This window comes from Chryseobacterium sp. 7, from assembly GCF_003663845.1.
Taxonomy (GTDB): Bacteria; Bacteroidota; Bacteroidia; order Flavobacteriales; family Weeksellaceae; genus Chryseobacterium.
This window is the reverse complement of the sequence record NZ_RCCA01000001.1, coordinates 4,498,786-4,519,882: the sequence shown is the minus strand read 5'-3', so window position 1 is coordinate 4,519,882 and position 21,097 is coordinate 4,498,786. Positions and strand designations below refer to the sequence as shown.

Annotated in this window: 19 protein-coding genes; 9 read left to right on the top strand and 10 right to left on the bottom strand. The window is 36.5% G+C overall.

Translation table 11 applies throughout. The annotated features are described in order from the left end of the window. Positions 1-5: 5 nt before the first annotated feature. A complete protein-coding gene (locus tag CLU97_RS20680; protein WP_121489599.1) occupies positions 6-242 on the top strand; it encodes a DUF3820 family protein in 237 nt (78 codons plus the stop codon). A gap of 76 nt (positions 243-318) precedes the next feature. Here the strand turns inward: CLU97_RS20680 and uvrB are convergent, their stop codons facing one another. Further along, a complete protein-coding gene (uvrB, locus tag CLU97_RS20675) occupies positions 319-2,310 on the bottom strand; it encodes an excinuclease ABC subunit UvrB (protein WP_121489598.1) in 1,992 nt (663 codons plus the stop codon). Between the two features lie 228 nt (positions 2,311-2,538). On the opposite strand from uvrB, the gene CLU97_RS20670 reads away from it, so the two are divergent. Then, positions 2,539-3,756, top strand: a complete 1,218-nt coding sequence (locus tag CLU97_RS20670) for a PQQ-dependent sugar dehydrogenase (RefSeq protein ID WP_121489597.1) — start codon at positions 2,539-2,541, stop codon at positions 3,754-3,756. 136 nt (positions 3,757-3,892) lie between these two features. Here CLU97_RS20670 and CLU97_RS20665 read toward each other — a convergent pair whose 3' ends face one another. From CLU97_RS20665 to CLU97_RS20630, 8 genes are all read right to left on the bottom strand, one after another. Beyond that, positions 3,893-6,361: a TonB-dependent receptor plug domain-containing protein gene (locus CLU97_RS20665; RefSeq protein WP_228437829.1), complete on the bottom strand. Its 2,469-nt coding sequence runs from the start codon at positions 6,359-6,361 to the stop codon at positions 3,893-3,895. Positions 6,362-6,487: 126 nt separating this feature from the next. Beyond that, positions 6,488-7,651 carry a pyridoxal phosphate-dependent aminotransferase gene (locus tag CLU97_RS20660; protein ID WP_121489595.1) on the bottom strand — a complete coding sequence of 388 codons (1,164 nt, stop codon included), beginning with the start codon at positions 7,649-7,651 and terminating at the stop codon, positions 6,488-6,490. A gap of 2 nt (positions 7,652-7,653) precedes the next feature. Then, positions 7,654-8,730 carry an FAD-dependent monooxygenase gene (locus CLU97_RS20655; RefSeq protein ID WP_121489805.1) on the bottom strand — a complete coding sequence of 359 codons (1,077 nt, stop codon included), beginning with the start codon at positions 8,728-8,730 and terminating at the stop codon, positions 7,654-7,656. Between the two features lie 320 nt (positions 8,731-9,050). Next, positions 9,051-10,427: a tryptophanase gene (locus CLU97_RS20650; protein WP_121489594.1), complete on the bottom strand. Its 1,377-nt coding sequence runs from the start codon at positions 10,425-10,427 to the stop codon at positions 9,051-9,053. Positions 10,428-10,520: 93 nt separating this feature from the next. Next, complete coding sequence (locus CLU97_RS20645; protein ID WP_047377240.1) at positions 10,521-11,138, bottom strand: DUF502 domain-containing protein; 618 nt, start codon at positions 11,136-11,138, stop codon at positions 10,521-10,523. Positions 11,139-11,171: 33 nt separating this feature from the next. After that, complete coding sequence (locus tag CLU97_RS20640; protein ID WP_121489593.1) at positions 11,172-11,750, bottom strand: tRNA-(ms[2]io[6]A)-hydroxylase; 579 nt, start codon at positions 11,748-11,750, stop codon at positions 11,172-11,174. A 74-nt stretch (positions 11,751-11,824) separates the two neighbouring features. Further along, positions 11,825-12,913, bottom strand: a complete 1,089-nt coding sequence (locus CLU97_RS20635) for an acyltransferase family protein (RefSeq protein WP_121489592.1) — start codon at positions 12,911-12,913, stop codon at positions 11,825-11,827. Positions 12,914-13,065: 152 nt separating this feature from the next. Then, on the bottom strand, positions 13,066-13,953 hold the full coding sequence (locus tag CLU97_RS20630; RefSeq protein WP_121489591.1) for a metalloprotease: 888 nt from the start codon (positions 13,951-13,953) through the stop codon (positions 13,066-13,068). A gap of 184 nt (positions 13,954-14,137) precedes the next feature. On the opposite strand from CLU97_RS20630, the gene rplU reads away from it, so the two are divergent. From rplU to CLU97_RS23820, 4 genes are all read left to right on the top strand, one after another. Continuing rightward, entirely contained in the window at positions 14,138-14,716 is a 579-nt protein-coding gene (rplU, locus tag CLU97_RS20625; RefSeq protein WP_121489590.1) for a 50S ribosomal protein L21, read from the top strand. A 12-nt stretch (positions 14,717-14,728) separates the two neighbouring features. After that, positions 14,729-14,986: a 50S ribosomal protein L27 gene (gene rpmA / locus CLU97_RS20620; RefSeq protein WP_027372929.1), complete on the top strand. Its 258-nt coding sequence runs from the start codon at positions 14,729-14,731 to the stop codon at positions 14,984-14,986. A gap of 176 nt (positions 14,987-15,162) precedes the next feature. Continuing rightward, positions 15,163-15,330, top strand: a complete 168-nt coding sequence (locus tag CLU97_RS23825) for a bacteriocin-like protein (RefSeq protein ID WP_183084624.1) — start codon at positions 15,163-15,165, stop codon at positions 15,328-15,330. A gap of 149 nt (positions 15,331-15,479) precedes the next feature. Beyond that, on the top strand, positions 15,480-15,644 hold the full coding sequence (locus CLU97_RS23820) for a bacteriocin-like protein (RefSeq protein WP_183084623.1): 165 nt from the start codon (positions 15,480-15,482) through the stop codon (positions 15,642-15,644). A gap of 80 nt (positions 15,645-15,724) precedes the next feature. Here CLU97_RS23820 and CLU97_RS20615 read toward each other — a convergent pair whose 3' ends face one another. Continuing rightward, positions 15,725-18,256 (bottom strand): DUF5686 family protein, encoded by a 2,532-nt coding sequence (locus tag CLU97_RS20615; RefSeq protein WP_228437827.1) that lies wholly within the window; start codon positions 18,254-18,256, stop codon positions 15,725-15,727. 447 nt (positions 18,257-18,703) lie between these two features. Here CLU97_RS20615 and CLU97_RS20610 point away from each other — a divergent pair, with 447 nt between their 5' ends. From CLU97_RS20610 to CLU97_RS20600, 3 genes are read left to right on the top strand one after another with little or no spacing between them, the layout of a single operon-like run. Then, positions 18,704-18,907 (top strand): Arm DNA-binding domain-containing protein, encoded by a 204-nt coding sequence (locus tag CLU97_RS20610; protein ID WP_121489588.1) that lies wholly within the window; start codon positions 18,704-18,706, stop codon positions 18,905-18,907. Positions 18,908-18,936: 29 nt separating this feature from the next. Beyond that, complete coding sequence (locus CLU97_RS20605) at positions 18,937-19,926, top strand: tyrosine-type recombinase/integrase (RefSeq protein ID WP_121489587.1); 990 nt, start codon at positions 18,937-18,939, stop codon at positions 19,924-19,926. Beyond that, positions 19,927-21,051 (top strand): hypothetical protein, encoded by a 1,125-nt coding sequence (locus CLU97_RS20600; protein WP_121489586.1) that lies wholly within the window; start codon positions 19,927-19,929, stop codon positions 21,049-21,051. Positions 21,052-21,097: the final 46 nt, after the last annotated feature.

The window sequence follows — 21,097 nt, the reverse complement described above, 5'->3', positions numbered from 1 at the left end:
ACAACGTGGAAGGACTCAACCCTGAAATATTAAAAGAAATCTGTGTCATGAAAATGCCCTTCGGGAAATATGAAGGAACGATTCTGATTGATCTTCCGATCAGCTATCTTGAATGGTTCAATAAAAACGGAATGCCAAAGGGAAAACTGGGGATGCAGCTTTCAACAGTGTATGAAATCAAATTAAATGGACTGATGGATCTTTTGACTCCTATCAGGGCAGCGGTAAGAAACGGATTGTAAAAATTAAAATAAACTGATCTCACAGTATAAAGTTTCGGCGGCATCGAAGATGCCGCCGAAACTTTTTTATATCATATTAAGCTTTCAAAGCTAAAATCTCATCTCTTAGCTTAGCAGCTTTAATGAAATCTAGATTTTTAGCAGCAGCTTCCATTTCTTTTTGCTTTTGCTCTATCATTTTCTCGATATCTTCAGTGGCATAAGTAGCTTTTGTTTCAGCCACTTTCTGAAGGATTTCTTTTTGGGTATATTTTTCGTCAGGGAAGTCTTTGCTTCTTCCCACAAGATTTTCAGAAATCTTTTTATTCAAAGCGGTTGGTTTCAGACCATGCTCCTCATTGTATTGCATTTGCTTAGCACGGCGGTATTCGGTTTCATCCAAAGTAGCCTGCATAGATTTGGTGATTTTGTCTGCATACATGATCGCTTTTCCGTTCACATTCCTTGCGGCACGTCCTACGGTTTGTATCATAGATCTTCTGCTTCTCAGCATCCCTTCTTTGTCAGCATCCAGAATAGCAACTAAAGAAACCTCAGGTAAATCCAGACCTTCTCTCAATAAATTAACCCCAATTAATACATCAAAAAGCCCTAAACGAAGATCCTGCATAATCTGTATACGTTCCAGCGTTTCTACATCTGAGTGAATATATCTTGTTCTGATCCCGAATTTTGTGAAGTATTTCGTAAGTTCTTCTGCCATTTTCTTGGTTAAAGTAGTCACAAGAACTCTTTCATCTGCATCAGCTCTTTTCTGAATTTCTTCCATCAGGTCATCAATTTGATTTAAAGAAGGTCTCACCTCAATAATCGGATCAAGAAGTCCTGTAGGTCGGATAATCTGTTCAATATAAGCCCCACCTGTTTTTTCCAGTTCATAATCTGCAGGCGTTGCAGAAACATAAATAACCTGATTCTGAATAGCTTCAAACTCTTCAAACTTTAGAGGTCTGTTATCCATCGCAGCCGGAAGTCTGAACCCATATTCCACCAATGCCTCTTTTCTGCTTCGGTCACCGCCGTACATGGCATGAACCTGTGGAACGGTAACGTGGCTTTCGTCAATAACCATCAAGAAATCTTTAGGGAAATAATCGATCAGACAGAAAGGTCTTGTTCCCGGAAGACGGCCGTCCAGATATCTTGAATAGTTCTCAATTCCTGAGCAATAGCCCAGTTCTTTGATCATTTCAAGATCCAGCTCTGTTCTTTCCTGAAGACGTTTTGCTTCTAATGGCTTCCCAACAGAGCTAAAGAAATCAACCTGTTTTACCATGTCATCCTGAATATCTTTAATGGCACCATTCAAAGTCTCTTTTGATGTCACAAAAAGATTGGCGGGATAAATTTGTATCTGATCAAAATTATCTTCTACATTTCCTGTAACGGGATCAAAACTTTGTATTTTTTCAATTTCATCTCCGAAAAACTGAATTCTGATCGCATTATCAGTGTAAGCCGGGAAAACATCAATCACATCTCCTTTCACACGGAATGTACCTCTCTGGAACTCGTTGAGTGTTCTGGCATACAGTGCATTAACTAATGAATGAAGAAGTGCCGTTCTCGTTACTTTTTCACCAATGGCTATAGAAATTAATGATTTGTGAAATTCCGTTGGATTCCCGATACCATAAATACAGGAAACAGAAGCTACAATTAAAACATCTCTCCTTCCTGAAAGAAGACTGGCGGTAGCGGAAAGACGTAGTTTCTCTACTTCTTCATTAATGCTCAGATCTTTTTCAATATAAGTTCCTGTTGTAGCAATATAAGCTTCAGGCTGGTAGTAATCATAGTAGCTGACAAAGTATTCTACGGCATTTTCCGGAAAGAACTCTTTGAACTCCATAAAAAGCTGTGCAGCAAGAGTTTTATTGTGGGCCAGTACTAAAGTTGGGCGTTGTACATTTTTTACAACATTCGCAACGGTAAAGGTTTTTCCGGAACCTGTAACCCCGAGAAGCGTTTGATATTTCTCACCGATCTCTATTCCTTCGGTAAGTTTTTCAATAGCTTGAGGCTGATCTCCGGTAGGTTTATATTCTGATTGAAGCTTAAAATCCATAGAAAAGAATGTATATAACAAAAATACGAAAGAAATTATTAGGCCGTATAATGTTTTGGAGATGAATATTTTGATAATAAAATTTTAACACATTGTAAGCGTTGAGAAAGGATTATTTATCTTTTTTCAGGATAATTTTTTATTTATTTTTAAGGAATATTATTTTCAGACCAGATTTTATGGCATTATTTTTCCATTCTTAGCATAGAATCACCTAATCATAATGCTATGAAAATCAATCAATTTTACATTCCTGTAATAAGCCTTTTTCTTTTTTTATCCTCATGTAAAGAGAATCATGCCAATGCACAAAAGACCGGAAACGATGGTAGTGTAGAGATGGAAAATCCCAACTCTGACTATAAGCCAGCCTTTAAAGGACAGACAAGAATCAAGGCGGTGAAGACAGCAACAGCCTATAACGTGGAAATATTGAATAAAGATTTAGGAAGACCCTGGGGAATTATCAATTTACCGGACGGAAGATTTCTCATCACAGATAAGAAAGGGCATATGAATGTTGTTTCAACAGATGGAAAACAGGTGTCTAAAATAGAAGGCTTTCCGAAAGTGGATTCAAAAGGACAGGGAGGAATGCTGGATGTAGCCCTTGATCCTGATTTTAAAACTAATAATACGATTTACTTCAGCTTTTCAGAACCATTTGGAAAAGGAAACTTAACCTCCGTGGCAAAAGGGAAACTATCAGCAGATCTTAAAAATATTTCAGAAGTAAAAGTTATTTTCCGTGCAGAACCTTCTTATTATGGTGATAAGCACTATGGAAGCCGTTTGGCATTTGATAAAGATGAGCATTTATTTGTCAGCACTGGAGAAAGATCAGATAAAGTAACCAGAGTATATGCCCAGAAAACAGATAATTATCTCGGAAAAATTTTAAAGATTACAAAAGACGGTAAGCCTGCTCCCGGAAATCCTTTCATCGGAAAATCTGGCTATAAACCTGAAATATATGCTTATGGTGTCCGAAACCCTCAAGGAATGGCAATAGATCCTAATGGTAATCTGTGGGATGTAGAAATGGGGCCAAGAGGTGGTGATGAAATCAATCTGATCCAGCCGGGAAAAAATTACGGATGGGGTGATGTAACCTATGGAATTGAATACTCCGGAGATAAAGTAGGAAAAGGAATTACCCAAAAAGAAGGAACCGAACAGCCAGTATACTATTGGGATCCTGTGATCTCACCAAGCGGAATTACTTTTTATACCGGAAATATTGATGAGTGGAAAGGAAATCTGATTATCGGATGCCTCAGTGGTGAGCATATTGGCAGAATTGTTATGAAAGATAATAAAGTTGTGGGTGAAGAGCGTCTTCTTGCAGATCAGAAAGAACGCTTCCGCGATGTACTGAACGGTATGGATGGGAATCTGTATGCGGTAACAGACAGCGGTAAGCTGTATAAAATCTCGAAAAAATAGGAAAAAACTGTATCAAAATGTTATTCTGAACGAAATGAAATGTAGTGAAGAATCTTATCTTATTAATGAGATTCTTCCTTCGTCAGAATGACAAAGGTGAAATGATTAATTTTTGATACAGTTTCCTTTTATTCTTTTAAAATTTAAAATTAAGTCTGGCGAAAACCTGTCTTCCTGCAAATCCCATTTGTACAGGATCAAAAATACCTCCGGATTCCGTATTTCCACTGGTCACCTGAGTAGTCTGTAAAGTAGGATATCTGTTGAATAAGTTTTTACTTCCTAAAGTCAGATTCAGGTTTTTGCAGAATTCATAACCAAAAGAAAGATCGGTTGTTACTTTTGGATTATAAACCTGCTCTGCATTGTCATAGCCAATTAAGGTTACTTTATCAAATCTTACCATCTGCAGGTTTACATTAAACTTATTGATTTTATAGTTAATATTTAAATTCACTTTTGTTTTAGGTGCAGAAGCAAGGATAAATGCTTTCTCCCTTGCGCTCAGGTAAATATCTTCTTTTCCGGCCAGCTGTTCTGATGTATTCACTTTTGTGATTTGCATATCATTATAATTTCCTGCTAAAGTAGCAGTCAATTTTCCTGAACCTAAATTTTCACTATAGCTTAAAATAAGATCAACCCCTTTTGTTTTGGTATCTATAGCATTGGAGAAAAACTGTACCTGGTCAATAAATGGATTTTCTGCCTGAACCTCTGCCGGCAAATCTGCTTGTGCAAAATATCCGGTAAGAACAATTCTGTCTTTCACACGAATATAATATCCATCTATGGTTGCAGTGAATTTTCCTGTGTTAAATGTAAATCCGGCACTTCCGTTTAATGAGGTTTCCTGTTTCAATTGAGGAATTCCAAGACTGTTTGCCAACTTGCTGTCATTAGAAGCTAGCTGAATAGTAACCAACTGACCACCCTGAAAGTTGGTAAACTGCTGGCTGTAATATTTCTGAGCCAGAGAAGGTGCTCTGAATCCTGTAGAAACGGAACCTCTGAAGGCAAACTGAGGAGTAATAGCATATCTTGTCGCAAACTTACCATTCAGGGTACTTCCGAAATCATTATAATTTTCAAATCTTCCAGCCACACTTACCATCCAGTTTTTAGTAATGTCAAGTTCAGTATCTACATAGGCCGCAAAGTTATTTCTGCTCTTTCCGGTATCTGTGGAATAACCAGGGAATCCTTGCGAGCCGCCCGGTCTTACATTACCGCTTAAAGGGTTGGTAACAAGTAAATTCGGAGGTGTGTTTGGAGTTACAGGATTTCCATTCACATCATACATGGTGTAAGAAGCTTCTTCTCCTTTGATGATGTCAAATTTCTCATATCTGAATTCTGATCCGAAAGCAACGTTAAGTCCCTCCAGTACTTTGAACTGTTTCACAGCATTGAAACCAGTTGTGTTCTGCAGCAGGGAATGTCCTCCCGCATTAAAGCTTGTAGGAGATTTTACACCTAGAGTAGCGTTAATGGTATTATCTATCTGGTAAGTAAATCTGTTGTTGCCAAAAGCATTGTAAACATCTACATCCCAGTCAGCAACCTTGAATTTTAAGCCATTATCAAATGTGAAATCTGTAATGCTGGTATCTTCAATCGGGTTAAATCCTGTAGGGTAAACTTCTGGAATATTTCCATCTGCATCCGCTGATCTGGTCCATGCGTAAGCTTTGGTATTTCTGTGCGAAAAACCTTGGCGGGAATAGAATTTCAATCCATCTGACAAGGGAAGTTCAATGTTTCCGAAAAAGTAGATATTTTGCGCTTTAGCATCTCCGAAACGCTGTCTTGGAGCCGGAGCCGGATCATTGTAAATATCAGGGTTGGCATTTCGAATTGCATAATCTTTGTTGATAAATTCTACAGTGAAATTTCCGAAACCTCCTTTTGAACCTATTGTAGTACCTAAATTTCCACTGAAATCAAAGGTGGTACCATCTATTTTGTGGTCAGAAACCACATCATTGTTCCCCGGGCTTTTAAAAAGATTCATACCTGTGAATAAATTTCCTTCAAAACCTTTATTTCTGTCATTCAAAATAACATTTATTACCCCGGCGATAGCATCCGAGCCATATTGGGCAGAAGCTCCGTCACGAAGTACTTCCACTCTTTTTATGGCACCAATCGGGATCGTATTCATATCATATCCGGTGTTTCCTCTTCCTTTGGTTCCAAAAAGGTTGATCAGTGAGGACTGGTGATATCTTTTTCCATTTAATAAAAGTAAAGTCTGGTCGGGACCGAGACCTCTTAAAGTGGCCGGATCCACGGCATCAGCACCATCAGATCCTGATTGTTTATTGGAATTGAAAGAGGGTGCAGAAAACTGTAAGAGCTGGTTGATCTCCACCTGCCCAGTTGACTGGCTTACCTGTTTAATGTCTATAATATCAATAGGAACGGGTGTATTTACAACTGTTCTTTTTTTGTTTCGGCTTCCGGTAATGGCTACTTCGTCAATCTTTGATTCTTTCAAAGTGTCCTTTACCTGCTGGGCATAGGCTAGGGTAGTAGCTCCAAGGAAAAAAATGCTGATGTATTTTATTCTCATAATGATAATCTTAAGCAGTAATTCGATCAAAATTATCAATATTTGTTTTTAAATCAATAGTAAAATAAAATATTTGTTATGAATGTCTTAATTTTTATTTAAATTTCACTTATTTGAGAAAAATAATAATTTAATTTTCAAATTCAATGAAAAATATTAATGCAAAAAACTTGTAATGAGTCGGTTAATTCCTTCTTCTAAAATTTCCTGCGAAGTAGAAAAGCAAATTCTGATATGTCCTTCAGCTCCTTTTCCGAACCATCTTTCCGAACCCGGTACAATCGCTACCTTTCCTTGTTTTAGGACATGCTGAGCAAATTCATCACTAGTCATTCCGTTTTCAATCTTTGGAAACAGCACAAAAGTGGCTTCAGGGAGGTTGGGTGTTACAATTTCTGAACGGTTTAATAACCTAAAAGTAAGGTCTCTGTTATTCTGCAAATGAGCTAGAAACTCTTTATACCAAGGCTTAGCCTTTTCCAGCGCTACACTTCCGGCAATCTGTGACAAAGTAGAAACGCCTTCTATGGTGGAGTTGAAATTAGATTTTTCTGTAAAATCTTCAAGAATTTCCTGATCATTACACAGTACTGCGCCAATTCTCAACCCCGCTATTCCAAATGATTTTGAAAAGCCATACACGGTAAAACTTTTTCTCTTCGCCTTCTCTGAAACAGAAGAATAAGTGTAAAACTCTTTTTGGTCATAAATAATATCACTCCAGATTTCATCACTCATCACCCAAAGATTATGAGCCGATGCTATTTCTGATACTTTTATCAAAACTTCTTTGGAGTAAACCTTTCCAAGCGGATTGTGCGGATTGCAGATGCTTATAAGTTTGGTTTTGGGATTGATTAAGGAAACCATTTTTTCAAAATCAATTTCTCCCGTTGTTGTATCAACAGGGCATAGCATTACTTTTCCACCTGCAGTCTCTACGGATTTTTTAAAAAGAAAATCTACAGGATCCAGAATGATGGCTTCATCACCGGGCTGGAGGACATACGATGCAATCAGGAACATTCCCTGGGCGGCACTATTGACAGCCAGAACATTTTCAGGAATGAAACTTCCATGTTTTTCCTGATTAAAATGATCTGCAACACTTTTCTTAAACTCGGGAAGTCCTGAGAATGGGCCATAGCTGAGGTAGCCGTCTTTCAGGTATTCAATAATGCCCTGTTCTATTTCAGGTGCAGTTCTGAAATCCGGATCAGCGGCCGTAAGAGGGATAATTCCGTCTTCCAGTGTTGCCCATCTTCCGTTGTAGGCTTTTCTTTTCAGTGCTTCAAAGTTGATATCGTTATTGGTGAACATATTTATTTATAGGATATGGGGATAATATTTTCTGTTTGTTGATTGAGTGGAAGTAGAAACTGGTTAAGTAATGTTCTTCCATTCTGAATGTGAACTTCTATTTCAGGTTTTCTCTCGATCTCATATTTACCGAATGCCTGTTGTGTAGTGTCTTCTTCAACTAAATATTTCGTTAATGAGAATGAATCTTTCAGTGCTGAGGTAACCCCCTGGCTTGTAAATGGAATTAACGGATGGGCTGCATCTCCTATGAATACGAAGTTATCTTTATAAAATGGATTCAGTTGTTCCAGTTCATAAACATTCCATAAATGTACATTTTTATAGTCTGATTTTTCTATGATTTGCGGAACTAAAGGATACCAGTGTTCAAAAACTTCAAGCATGTATTTCCTTAAGTTCTCTGGTGAACATTCATTGATCATGTATTTTTGGTTGTCAAACTGCGAATACCAGAGAATTGTATCATCAGAAAGCTTAAGAATCCCGAAAGTGAGACCGCCATCTTCATGATGAAACTTCATAAAATCGTTTTCAATAGTATGTGCGATTTCTTTATTTTGAATGATGTTCACTACTTCGCTTTCCCTTACCATATTCATGATTTCATTCTCAAAAAGGTGTTTTCTGATTCTGCTTCTGGAACCATCAGAGATCACAGCGATGTCTGCATCTATCTCAGTTCCATTGGAAAGTTTTAGTTTTCCGCTCTGCTGCTCATCGGGAATGATGGTTTCTTCGTAGGTGATCTTTTCCGGAGAAATGTTTTGTGCTAACAGATCAATTAATGAATGTCTTGAAATAGCAAAAACATAGTCCAGATTCTTTTCTGCCAGAATCTTTCCTGTATGGGAATATTGGGTATACTTCTTTAAAAAATTTCCATTTTTGAGAAGGAGATCAGGGTCGATGATTTGATAAAGATAATCCATTCCTTCTTTCGGAATGAGAAAGCCATGGCCTGCCAGATCTTTCTTGTTTCTCCTTTCGTAAATGTGATAATCAATCTTGTATTTTTCTAAGTAATTCGCCATGCTTAAGCCGGAAATACCGGCGCCCACGACAGCAATTTTCTTCATTTTCGGAATAACGTGTTTTTCAGGTTGGTTTTTTAAGTATTTTTTATCTCCTTTAGATGGATACAAAATTAAAATTAAAAACATTCACTATTTCAAAAAATGAATTAATTTGATTTGAGTTTTGTAAAAAATAGAATGAAAAACATAATACATACTTTATGATAAAAAAATATGATTGATTTATGTTTATCTATAAAATATATTTATTTGTAATACTTAAATGGTTTTAAGTTCGTTACGTGAAAAGATAGGATTGTTTTTTATCATGAATTTCTAAACTTTAATGCATAAAAAAACCGGAAAAAATTCCGGTTTTATGATTAAGCTTTTTCAAGCTGAACAGTAAAGTGTCTTAAGATTTCCGGTTCCCAGGTGATCTTATATCCTTTTGCTATTTCGTCACGTCTTTCATATACGTTTTTAATAGCAGCAGCAATATAATCCATGTGGTTATTGGTGTAGGTTCTTCTAGGAATGGCCAAACGTACCAATTCTAATTTCGGGTATCGGTTTTCTCTTGTAGCAGGATCTCTGTCTGCCAGTAAAGTCCCGATTTCTACAGTTCTGATTCCTGCCTCTTTGTAAATTTCCAATCCTAATGTCTGCGCCGGATATTCTTCACGGGAAACATTTGGAAGGAAGTTTAAAGAGTCAATGAATACAGCGTGTCCCCCGATCGGTTTCTGAACAGGGATTCCATATTCAATCAGTTTATTTCCAAGATATTCTACCTGAGAAATTCTGCTTTCAAGATAGGCAAATTCAGTAGCTTCGTCAAGACCTACTGCCAGTGCAGCCATGTCTCTGCCGGCCATTCCTCCGTAAGTAATGAATCCTTCATAAATGATGGTAAAGTTGGATGCTTTTCTGAAAACTTCTTCGTTATTTAACGCAATGAATCCACCAATGTTTACTAAACCATCTTTTTTAGAACTCATTGTCATTCCGTCTCCGTAAGAGAAAATCTCTTTGCAGATCTCTTTAATGCTTCTGTTTTCCTGTCCGGCTTCTCTTTTTTTGATAAAGTAAGCATTCTCTGCAAATCTGGCAGAATCGAAAAATACAGGGATTCCATATTGATCAGAAAGAGCTTTTACAGCTTTCATATTTTCCAAAGAAACGGGCTGTCCTCCTGAAGAGTTACAGGTAATGGTAATTAAACAGAAAGGGATATTTTCTTTAGGATGGCTTTTATAAACTTCTTCCAGTTTTTCAAGGTTGATATTTCCTTTGAAAGGATGAAGATCATTAATATCAAAAGCTTCGTCTATTGTACAGTCAATAGCATGTGCCTTTCTGATTTCGATGTGTCCTTTTGTGGTGTCAAAATGTGAGTTCCCCGGAACTACGTCACCTTCTTTTACCAGTACTGAGAAAAGAACATTTTCTGCAGCTCTTCCCTGATGTGTTGGCAATAAATATTTAAATCCTGTAATTCTTTCAACGGTTTGCTGTAATTGCTCGAAAGAACGTGATCCGGCATAGCTTTCGTCTCCGGTCATCAAAGCAGACCATTGCCTGTCAGACATTGCTCCGGTTCCGGAATCGGTAAGCAGGTCGATATAAACATGCGAAGATCTTAAGTTGAAAAGGTTATAATTAGCTTCTTTAAGCCATTGCTCTCTTTCTTCTCTGGTGGATTGATAGATTTCTTCCACCATTTTAATGCGGAAAGGTTCCGCGTACGGTAAATTCATGAGTTAAGTATGTTTTAAATTGTTTGTAAAGAAAATGTGCTTGAAAATAATTTTTCAAAATTCATCAATGTATAATTAAGACGGAAAAGGGGATTATTCCGGAGCCTTAAATATATTTTCATCAGAATGGAATCCGGCTACACCGCCGCTTACTGCAAACTTCATGGCAGAAGCCGCTGTCATTCCCACTACAGGTTTGATGTTTTTTTCTTCAGTAACAATTACCCAGCCCGAGATGGCGTACGAGTGGGGAAGATATACCGCAACGTAATTATGCTTGTCAACGTCCGACATTTCTTTTTGAGTTAAAAAGCCGATTCTCCAGATTTCCGGATTCTCATTGGTTTTTACCCATACAGGATCGTTGAATTTTTTCTTGTCGCCCACAAATGAAGACATTACGTCTTTTGTGGGGGTGTAAATATGTTTTACCCCCGGAGTTTTCTCCAGTAAGCTGTCCATCGTGTCGAAAAAGAATCTTCCAACCACGAATTTATTTCCCAGATATCCTAAAATAGCGGTAAACAGAATAATAGATACAAAAACAAGCCCCGGAATCTGCTTGGCAAGTGAGGGAACAAGATTGTCAATTGCACTTACAATATACCAGATCACAAAAATGGTAAGGCCAATAGGTCCAATGATAACCAATCCCTGGAAAAAGTTTTTCAGGAATAAGTTGGCGATATTTTCAAAGCTTGGCTTCTTCAAGGTAAATTAATCTATATTCTTTACTATTTTATTTTAACCGTGTATGGTTTCTTTATTTCCGTAGGATTTAATAATATTGGCCTCATATTCTAGCCATTCTTCCCAGCGTTTGTTTACTTTTTCCGGATCTCCCAGCTGTCTTGCAAATCCTATAAAAGTAGTGTAATGATTAGCTTCGGAAATCATAAGTTCTTTGTAGAAAACTTTAAGTTCTTCGTCTTTGATGTTTTCGGTAAGAACCTTGAATCTTTCACAGCTTCTGGCTTCAATCATGGCAGCAAAAAGCATTTTGTCTACGATGAGGTCTTCTCTTGTTCCCTGTATGATAAACTTAGCCAGTTCATTCACATAATCATCCTTTCTTGCTCTTCCAAAAGTAAAACCTCTTTTCTTAATGATCTCGTGAACCTGGTTGAAGTGATCCAGTTCTTCCTGTGCAATGGCAAGAAGTTCGGTCACAATCTCAGGATATTCCGGAAGCATTGTAATTAGTCCTATGGCATTGGTAGCAGCTTTTTGCTCGCACCAGGCATGATCCGTTAAAATTTCTCCAATGTTTCCTTCTGCAATATTTGCCCACCTTGGATCGGTGGGTAGTTTCAACTTAAACATGTTGTAAAATTTTTGTAAATTTAAACAAATTGAGGTAAGAAATGTGACTTTATTTCAATTTGATCATTAAAGTGCTAAGATGCGGTCTTTCTTCTTAGGAATTCCAGAATCTTCCAGCCTGAAGTATCTACCTTTTTCAATCCTGCAGAAATAATGAAGGCTAGCACGATATTAATCCCATAGATAATGACCATCAGCAGCCACCACGGCATATTTTCTTTTAATGGAACAACCAGAAAATAAACCAGTGAAGAACTGATTCCCTGTGCAAAGTAGAAGAATATGGCATTCTTTCCAATATAAGTGATGAAGTTTTCTTTTGTGATTTTCAATCGGTTATAAAGAACGAATAAGGTTACCAAAGAGAATAGCGCCCAGATGATGTAAGGGACTTTCGGCGGGAATTTATTTTTATTGATTTTATAAAAGATATCTCCTCCGTAATACCAGAACATCCATATAAGCGCAGCTCCTACAAGTCCATATAATACAGGAATTACTTTGGTGGGAATCTTTTTTCCTCGCATTGTGTGACCGATTAAAAATACCGCAAGATAAAAAGCAACATACCCCACCTGTCCTGCCGGATAATATTCCGGGAAGATGTTGAATAATAGAGTTAAAGCAATGCAAAGTCCAATGAACCAATTAATATGTCTTGGGAAAAATCTTAAGATAAGCACTCCGAAAATAGTAAGAATATAATAGACTTTAAGGTACCAGAAACTTCCCATTACCACCGGGAAAGTATCAGCGTTGGTGTACTGATGAAGATACCAGTTTCCCAGGTTTTCCCATTGAGGATAGGTTGAAATGCTGGTAGTAGAATATTTAGATCCAAATGTTGAATAAAAACTCTGGAGCCATTCCATGGAAAAGAAGGTGAGTCCGAATACTTTAAAGAAGTAATCTAAAAAGAACAGGAAGGTTACAAAAATCATATAAGTGATCTGCAGCTTCAGAAGACGGTACAATGTTTTTTCAATATTGGCTCCGGAAGTAATACCACTGAGTGCATAAAAGAGAGCGACATCAAAAACAAGAGAGAAAACTCTTACTTCAGCGGGAATGTAAAACTGTCCAGACCAGAAAGCTGTATGGATAAATATGATGGAAAGTGTGGCCAGTCCTTTGGCGAAATCAATGTAGAGATCTCTGTTCATTATTGTTATTTGAATATTCTTTTTTATGTTTTCAAAAATACAAAGAAATTGATTTGATAAAATATAAATGGTCTGCCTGATCCTAAATAAAAAAGGGGCGGTACATACTGCCCGCCTCCTTTCTTAAATATGCTAAAAATGAATGTTCTTTTTTATTGAAGATGTTTAAACTCTTCTGCAGAAATTTCTCCAGACTGAATTTTTCTCAGCTCATCAATATATTGGCTCATGTAGGCGTCAATTTCAGGATTTACTTTGTTCTTAGCCATCTTATAAGTTCCGTTTAATACTCCCTGATAATAATAGAAGAAGTTGTAATCGAAATTTGAAGCGTTAAGGTCGTACTGTCCTAAAAGGAATCCTAAACGAACTGCAGATCTTCTCTGTGCAGGTGTTCCGTGGTGTCCGGGATTAGTGGTCTGATAATCTCCAATGCTTTGCGCAAACTCGTAAGCGGCTGCAATTTCAGAGAAATTGGTTTTGTTGTAACCGTTTGGTCTTCTCAGATAGTATCCTGCGAATCCGTCTGCTTCAAGCTCGTTGGGTCTTGCTGTATTTTCGCTTACTGAAGGAAGCCCGAAAATATACTGCAGCTGATGTCCATACTCATGAGCAAGGATCATTGCGTTCACAATATCACCGCCTTTTGCCTTTGCATCATAATAGATCGCATACCCGTAATAAATTCTTCCATTACCATATGAGATGGCATTATAGGTGGAATTAAAATTGCTAGGATCATTCACAAATCGCAGAAGAGGGTTGCTTCTTCCCCACATGCTTGCAATTTTAGTCATTTGTGCATTCATAAAATTGGTGTCTGTGGAGTTTTGAAGTCCGGTCACTAAAACAGAACTGTTGCTCCAGTTGTTGTCTACATAAGAGCAGTTTTTTTCAAGATCTCCAGGTTGGTCAATTTTGGCATTAAGTGTTTCCTGCTGAGGTTGAACACTGTTGTCCATTTGGTCTTCACTACATGCTGTAAGGGATGTAACAGCAATGGCACCTGCTAATAAGCAGAGATTAAAGTTTCTTTTCATATATAAATTCAATTTGGTAAAACGAAGGTAATAAATTATCTCTTAAGTGTGAGTACATTATTGCAAAAAATTATTCAAAACATAGTGAATAGGATTTTATTTGAAAAAACATTGCTTTGATTGTAAGCTAATTAGAAATTTATATGTATATTTGCACCTCGAAATAACTAAAAATTTATAAACAATGTTTGCAATTGTAGAAATAGCAGGGCTTCAATACAAAGTTGAGCAAGACCAGAAGTTGTTTGTAAACCGTTTAAAAGGAGATAAAGGAGGAAAAGTTTCTTTCGATAAAGTTCTTCTTACTGTAAACGGTTCAATCACTGTTGGCGCCCCAGCTGTAAACGGAATCACTGTAGAAGCAGAGATCCTTGACCACGTTAAAGCTGATAAAGTAATCGTTTTCAAAAAGAAAAGAAGAAAAGGTTACAAAGTGAAAAACGGTCACAGACAATCTTTAACTCAAATCGTAATCACTGGTATTACTGGTTTTGAAGGTGGAGCTAAAAAAGCTACTGCTAAAAAAGAAACTGTGAAAGGTGAAGTTCTTTCAGACAACGCAACTGTTAACTTTGGTGAAGATCACGAGTTGAACTACCACTTAAAGAAAAACAACTTGTCTCAGTCTAAAGAGAACAGAGAAACTTTAATTACTTTAGGTAAAGCAGTTAAAGTGGAATTAGAAAAAAATATTCTTACACATGAAGAAGTAGATGCTGCTATCATCAAGAATATTGATCAATTTAAAGCACTTAATAAATAATCCAGTAATAAAATGGCACACAAGAAAGGAGTCGGTAGTTCCAAGAACGGTAGAGAGTCTCACTCTAAAAGATTAGGTGTGAAGATTTTCGGAGGACAAGCAGCTATTGCCGGAAATATTATTGTTAGACAAAGAGGTACTCAGCACCACCCAGGTGATAACGTGGGAATCGGTAAAGACCACACTTTGTTTGCATTAGTAGATGGTAAAGTTGTTTTCAGAAAGAAAGCAAACAACAGATCTTTCGTATCTGTAGAACCAAACGCATAATTAAAAGCGTTTTATAAAAATTAAAACCTCAGTTTTTGCTGAGGTTTTTTTATTCTTTAATTTAGATTTATTCATTTCTTTGTGAAATATATTTATATTTGTTTACTGTTCAATTATGAATCAGTTGCGAAAGCCGAAAAGCATACAGAGTAGGCCGATATTAAAACAAAATAACTATGAAAAACGTAAGAAAATTAAGCAGAAAGAATTTAAAAGAAGTAACCGGAGGAGTGGCAGCGGCCTGTCCTTCTATGTTTCAGTCCTGTGATGAGTGGTGCAGATGGTCTCCATGGCAGAAATCACACTGTATGCTTTCTCAGCCTTGTACAGAATGCTTTGAATAATAGAAACCTTAGATTTCTTTGAGATTTCATATAAAACTGAATATTTAGATATGTTCAGTTTTTATTTTAAGTTAAAAAAGCTAAATAATATCTTGTAGTAGTGAAATATTTATATATTTGTCCGTAATAAAATAAAGCTAACTATAATCATGAAAAATTTAAGAAAATTAACAAAGAACAGTCTGAGAAGTATTAACGGAGGTGAAGTGTGGTGTCCGTCAAAACCTATTACATCATGTAATGTATTTTGTGGACTGACAAAGGAACAGAAAATGCGCTGTCTGCTTGATGTAGAAGGATGCGAATGCTTTTAACAGTACCTGATTTATAAAGCTGAAAAATAAAAATTCGGCGGCTTCAAAGAAGCCGCCGAACCTGTTTTAGTTTATATTTTTTAGAATCCTACCTGGAATCCTGCCTTAACTCCGAATTTTGAGATATCCGGTCTATCCAGATAATTTCCTCTCCAGTTGAAATCAACCCTGAAAATTCTAAGATTTCCGATTCCTATATTTTCAATACCGAATCCGTATTCAAAGTAGATCTGATCACTTGGTGCAGAATATCTGAATCCTTCCACATTAATTGCCTTGGAAGCATCACTTAATGTACCATAAGCTCCTCTGATGAATGCAACCTCTCTAAGCTTTAGTTTTTTAATCAAAGGAATATAAGAAAGTATTTTTCCGTTAAAATGATGCTCCAGCTGAAGTGTAGCATATGCATCGGCTACAAATTCGTAATAGTTAAGCTGGGAAAATGTATTCGGAACCAAACCATAGGAAAGGTTGGCGGGAATAATATTCTGCAATGCCAAAGGAACCGTACTGAAATTCTTCCCTGCTTCAAGATTAACCACTAATTTACCCATGCTTCCAATCAGGAATGGCTTATTAAGCATAAACTGCAGCTTATCATAGTTGAAATCTGCATTAAATAATCCTTCAATACCTCTTGTATATCTTAAAACGATAGTAGGAGCCAGGTTTCGGGCCTGATAACGGTCAATTCCGGTTTGTGAGAATTTAGCTCCCGGTTTTGCAATTAAGCTGATGGTAACGTGGGAATCATTCACTGTTTTTCTCAGCTGTCCATCCTTATAATACATCAGGTTGAATTTCTCCGGAATAGCGGAGTGAATACTCTGCATTACCCCGTCTACTCTTATCTGAAAGTTTTTCCAGGGTTCAATAGCTGCAAAAACGCTTGTTTTGTTTACAGAGCTTAAAGAAATATTTTCTCCTCTTGCAAAAAAGGTACTGGTAGATGAAGATTGTGGAGTAACCCCGTCTCCGGAGGTAAGCTGCCCGCCAAGCTGAACGATATCTCTGCTGGTTGCAGCCCCAATCATAAAGCGGTTAAGCTTATTGAACATATATCTTGCTTCTACACCATATTTAAACTGTTGATCTTTAAAACCGTAAGCGGTATAAAACTGAGCTCTCCAGGTATCATTCAATCCGAAATAAGTTCTTGCTCCTAATCTTATTCTGTCGCCTTCTACCTCATTTCTTCCGTAGATTGAAAATATAGGACCTATATCAATTCCTTTAAATGCATTATAATAGCGTGAACCGAGTGTTTCAAACAGTTTTACCATTCGGTTGAATTTTGGGGTCTGCTGAAGCTGGTCAAGCATGTTATAAACTCCCTGCTCTGATTTGGATAGTGTGTCAGGTCTGGCTTTTACCCAATATGCATCGTCTTTATTGGTAAACTTGTCCTCGTATTCTTCTTCGGTACGTTTGAATACTTTCGGATCAAGAGGTTTGTTGAACTGATAATCGGAATAATCTACCGATCTTTTGGCGATGATACTTTTTGATCCCTTTTTCTTTGAGAAAGGACTCATCTCAAACTCGGTAACCAGTTTTTTAGGAAGGAATGTTTGATCATCAGGGTTGTCATATTCCACTTGGGTATAGACACTGTTGACGAAGTTAACATTTATTTTCTGTGTTGATTTTAATGTTGCGCCTAAAACGGCATACGTATCAGTATCTATATAGAGATTTCCCTGGAATGCAAGGATGTCTTTTCTTTTAGGCTGGTACCTGATCTGGAAGGCCTTTTCGCCACGAATAGTAATAGTATCCATCAAACTGTAATCATAAGTGCTGAAACCATCACTTCCTACAGGGCTTTGAAAACCGATATCGAAATAATTCAGAGTGTTATCATAGATGTTAATATCACGGTATAAGTTTTTAGCAGAAACGGTAATAACCTGATTGTCCTGAAAACCAGATGTTTTTTGAGCAACTAAAGTTCTTTTGCTGTCCTTGTCGGGTTTGTTTTTACCATAATTTTCATAAACGGCCTCATTCAGGAAAATGGGAAGCCCCAATCTTCCGCTTGCTGTAGAATCAGCATAATCGAAAATGAAATCCAGTTTATTGAAAATCTTTTTCTTCATAAACGTGCTGTCTATGTTATTAAGATCAAACTGGGTCTTTTCATATTCTTTGTAGGAATAAGTATCGAATTTTTCTAGTCCGTTATTTCTTTTATGTGCCCATACTTTCTGCATAATGGCATAAGCGGGGTTTTCTTTCTTATTCTTGTATTTTGTCTTACCGCTTTGAAGGACAATTTCCTGGATGTCACTTACTTTAGCCTGTGATAGCTGCACAAAAATATTCTCAGCATTTTCGGGAGTAATGTCAAGCGTTTCCGTAGTATAGCTTTTTCTGGAAAATTTTAACTGATGAATGATGCTGTCTGACTGTATAGCGAAGCTTCCTGAAGTGGTCGTCAGGGAAGGTGTTTTATCATTGTTGATAAAAATATCAACATTATTGAGCTCCTTATTGCTTTTTTCGTCAACTATCCTACCGCTGACCCGGTTTTGAGCACATACGGAACTGGAGAGAATCAGAAAAAAAAATAAAAGATAGTGTTTTTGGGAGTTATTGTTTAACATCATTCGTTTCTTCAGGCAATTAGCATAAACAAAAAGCATGCAGTTTATTAAAAAAATAGGTAAAAAAATAAAATATTTTTATTCTATAGTATAAAACGGCAAATGTAGCGAAAATTATATACGCATTCATTAAAATTGGATGAGAAATTTTAATGCTTAATGAATAAGAATCAGAGGATTAATAAGCAATGAAAAGAGTAGCATTCCTGGATTATTTCTTTATGATTCAGAAATAAAAAAAGACTTACAGAAATGTAAGTCTTTTTTGGCTCCTCCTGCTGGGCTCGAACCAGCGACCCTCTGATTAACAGTAAGTGGTCACGGTATTTTCTTTGTTTTACTTTTGTTTACAAATATACTGGATTTATGGTGTTTATAAACTATAAACATTTTTTCTATTGACATCTTTTTACTAATTTTGACCTTTCAACTTGACCTGTAACTTGACCTATGGCAACAATACAACTCATGCTCCGCAACAAACCTAAAGCAGACGGAAGCCTACCCATCATTTTTAAAATTTATCACGGAACTAAATCTAAAGTGATTACTACACCGTTTTCTGTACAGGAGAACCAATGGGACACCAAAAACAAGAAAGTGAAATCTTCTCACGGCAAAGCCCGTGAAATTAACGAATCTCTGAAAAACTAGATACCCGTCTTCATGAGGTTATTGTTGATTTGGAAGCAGAGGAGGTAGATTATACTTTGAGTGATATTGATACGAGATTCAGGAACTACACCGAAGACAACAAAATAAAGTCTATTTCTGTAAAAGATTTATTTCAGCAGAGAATTGATACATTGAATGAAGCAGGTAATTTTAACTATGCAAAAACAATTAAAGATTCCATGACTTCTCTTTTCAAATTTGAGAAAAACAAAGACCTTAGATTTAAAGATATTGATTTTGAATATCTGGTCAGATACGAAACTTTTTTGGCTAAAACCTGCAAAAACTCCAGTATCAAAATAAAAATGATTGATTTACGGACATTGTACAACTTTGCAATCAATTCAGGCTATGCAAAAAAAGAACATTATCCGTTTAAAAGTTACAGTATTCAGAAACAGTTAAAACAAAAAGCTAGAAAAATAGCATTGAGCGAAGAGCAGTTTGCCATGTTCAAAACTTTTGATTGTGGAGAATTTCCAAAATACACCAATACCTATAAAATGTTTCTGTTTTCTTACTACGTTGGCGGAATGAACTTTAAAGATATGGCATTTTTAGAATGGGATAACATAAAAGATAACCGTCTGTATTATACGAGAAGCAAAACAGGTCGGGATTTTAACGTTCCTTTACGAGCAGAAGCACTAGAGATACTAGAGTATTACAGAAGCTATGTAAAACCAGAACCGGTAAAATATATCTTTCCTGTTATCCTAAAGAACGACCTTACAGAAAAACAACTGTTTGGAAGATACAGACGGTGTTTAAAAATCTTTAACATCAATCTGAAATTCATAGCAGAGCAAACAGGAATTGACGAATCTTTGACTAGCTATGTAAGCCGTCATTCCTTTGCTACACATTTAAAATTCAATAATGTTTCAGCCGATGTAATCAGTCAGATTATGGGGCATTCCTCTGTTGCTGTCACAAACTCCTACCTGAAAGATTTTGAGAATGATATTGTAGACGATGCTTTCAGTAAATTAGCATAAATGAAAAATATTAGCACATGTGATATCAAATCTTACGACAAAATAATGCGTGAGATTGGAAAAGGGGGTTTTGAAGGTATTAAAAACCTAATTGAGCAAAATTTATATCTGGAATACGGATATATTAAAGATTTCATCCCCGAACAGTACAATCTAAAGTACGAAAATCTAAATGATAATGGAAAAATTATTGTTCTTAATAATATAATTAAAGAACTAAATCAGGATATCAAAGTCATTGGAACAAGAGGAGAATTTGAGGATTTTGACTGGCAACAATCATTGCTGGCTGAATTTCCAAATACTTTTAATGATTCTGCGGATGATATAGAACAAAAAATAAATGAATGGTGTGTAGACTTACCAATATATGAGATTGAGCCATTTTCATACAGTATCTCACAGAATGATTTAATGATAGACTGCTACGAGTTATTTAAAAACCTCATAGATGATTTAGAAATTGACCCAATCAGCAAGAATAAAGTTTTCAACGACATTATCAATAAATTACAGGAATCCATCATATATAATAACGAGTTTTTACATACAAACTCAGAAACTAAAGATGATGTTTATTTGTTCACCGAAAAAATAAATTTGTTATACCAGCAAGTTCTGACAATGATAGAAAATGAATTTTCTCAATATCTTGGTTTTTCAAATTTTGCAGTTTCAACAGTTCCGACTCCTTCGTTTAATGCTGTACGACAAACGGTTTTTGGATTGAAGTTTGATTTTATCGAAAAATTGCATTATAATCTTGATGCAAAAGGATTTATCGATGAATCCTGTACGAAAGAAATATTTTTACAGCATTTTTTTGTAGATACTGTTCCTGAAACTCGTATAGTGCTACATGGTAAGAATCAGCGTGATATAGGGTGTTTGATTGGGTCGCTACGAGAGTTCTTTAAGGAAGATTATCAGGGCGCTACGTTTTTTAATAAGTTTTGGGCAGACAGATTCGAGCTTCAGACTAATGGTGATTCCCGGAACCCGAAAACCAAAAAACCAAACGACATCAGCAAGATAATTAGCGAGGTGAAAACGGGCTATAGACCACCAACAAAAGAACAAGCAATTGCTGAAATTGTCGAAAACCTCAAAGCCATTCCACAGTAATTCCGCATAAATTTAACACATAGTTCTTGAAACTCCTTTTTACAGG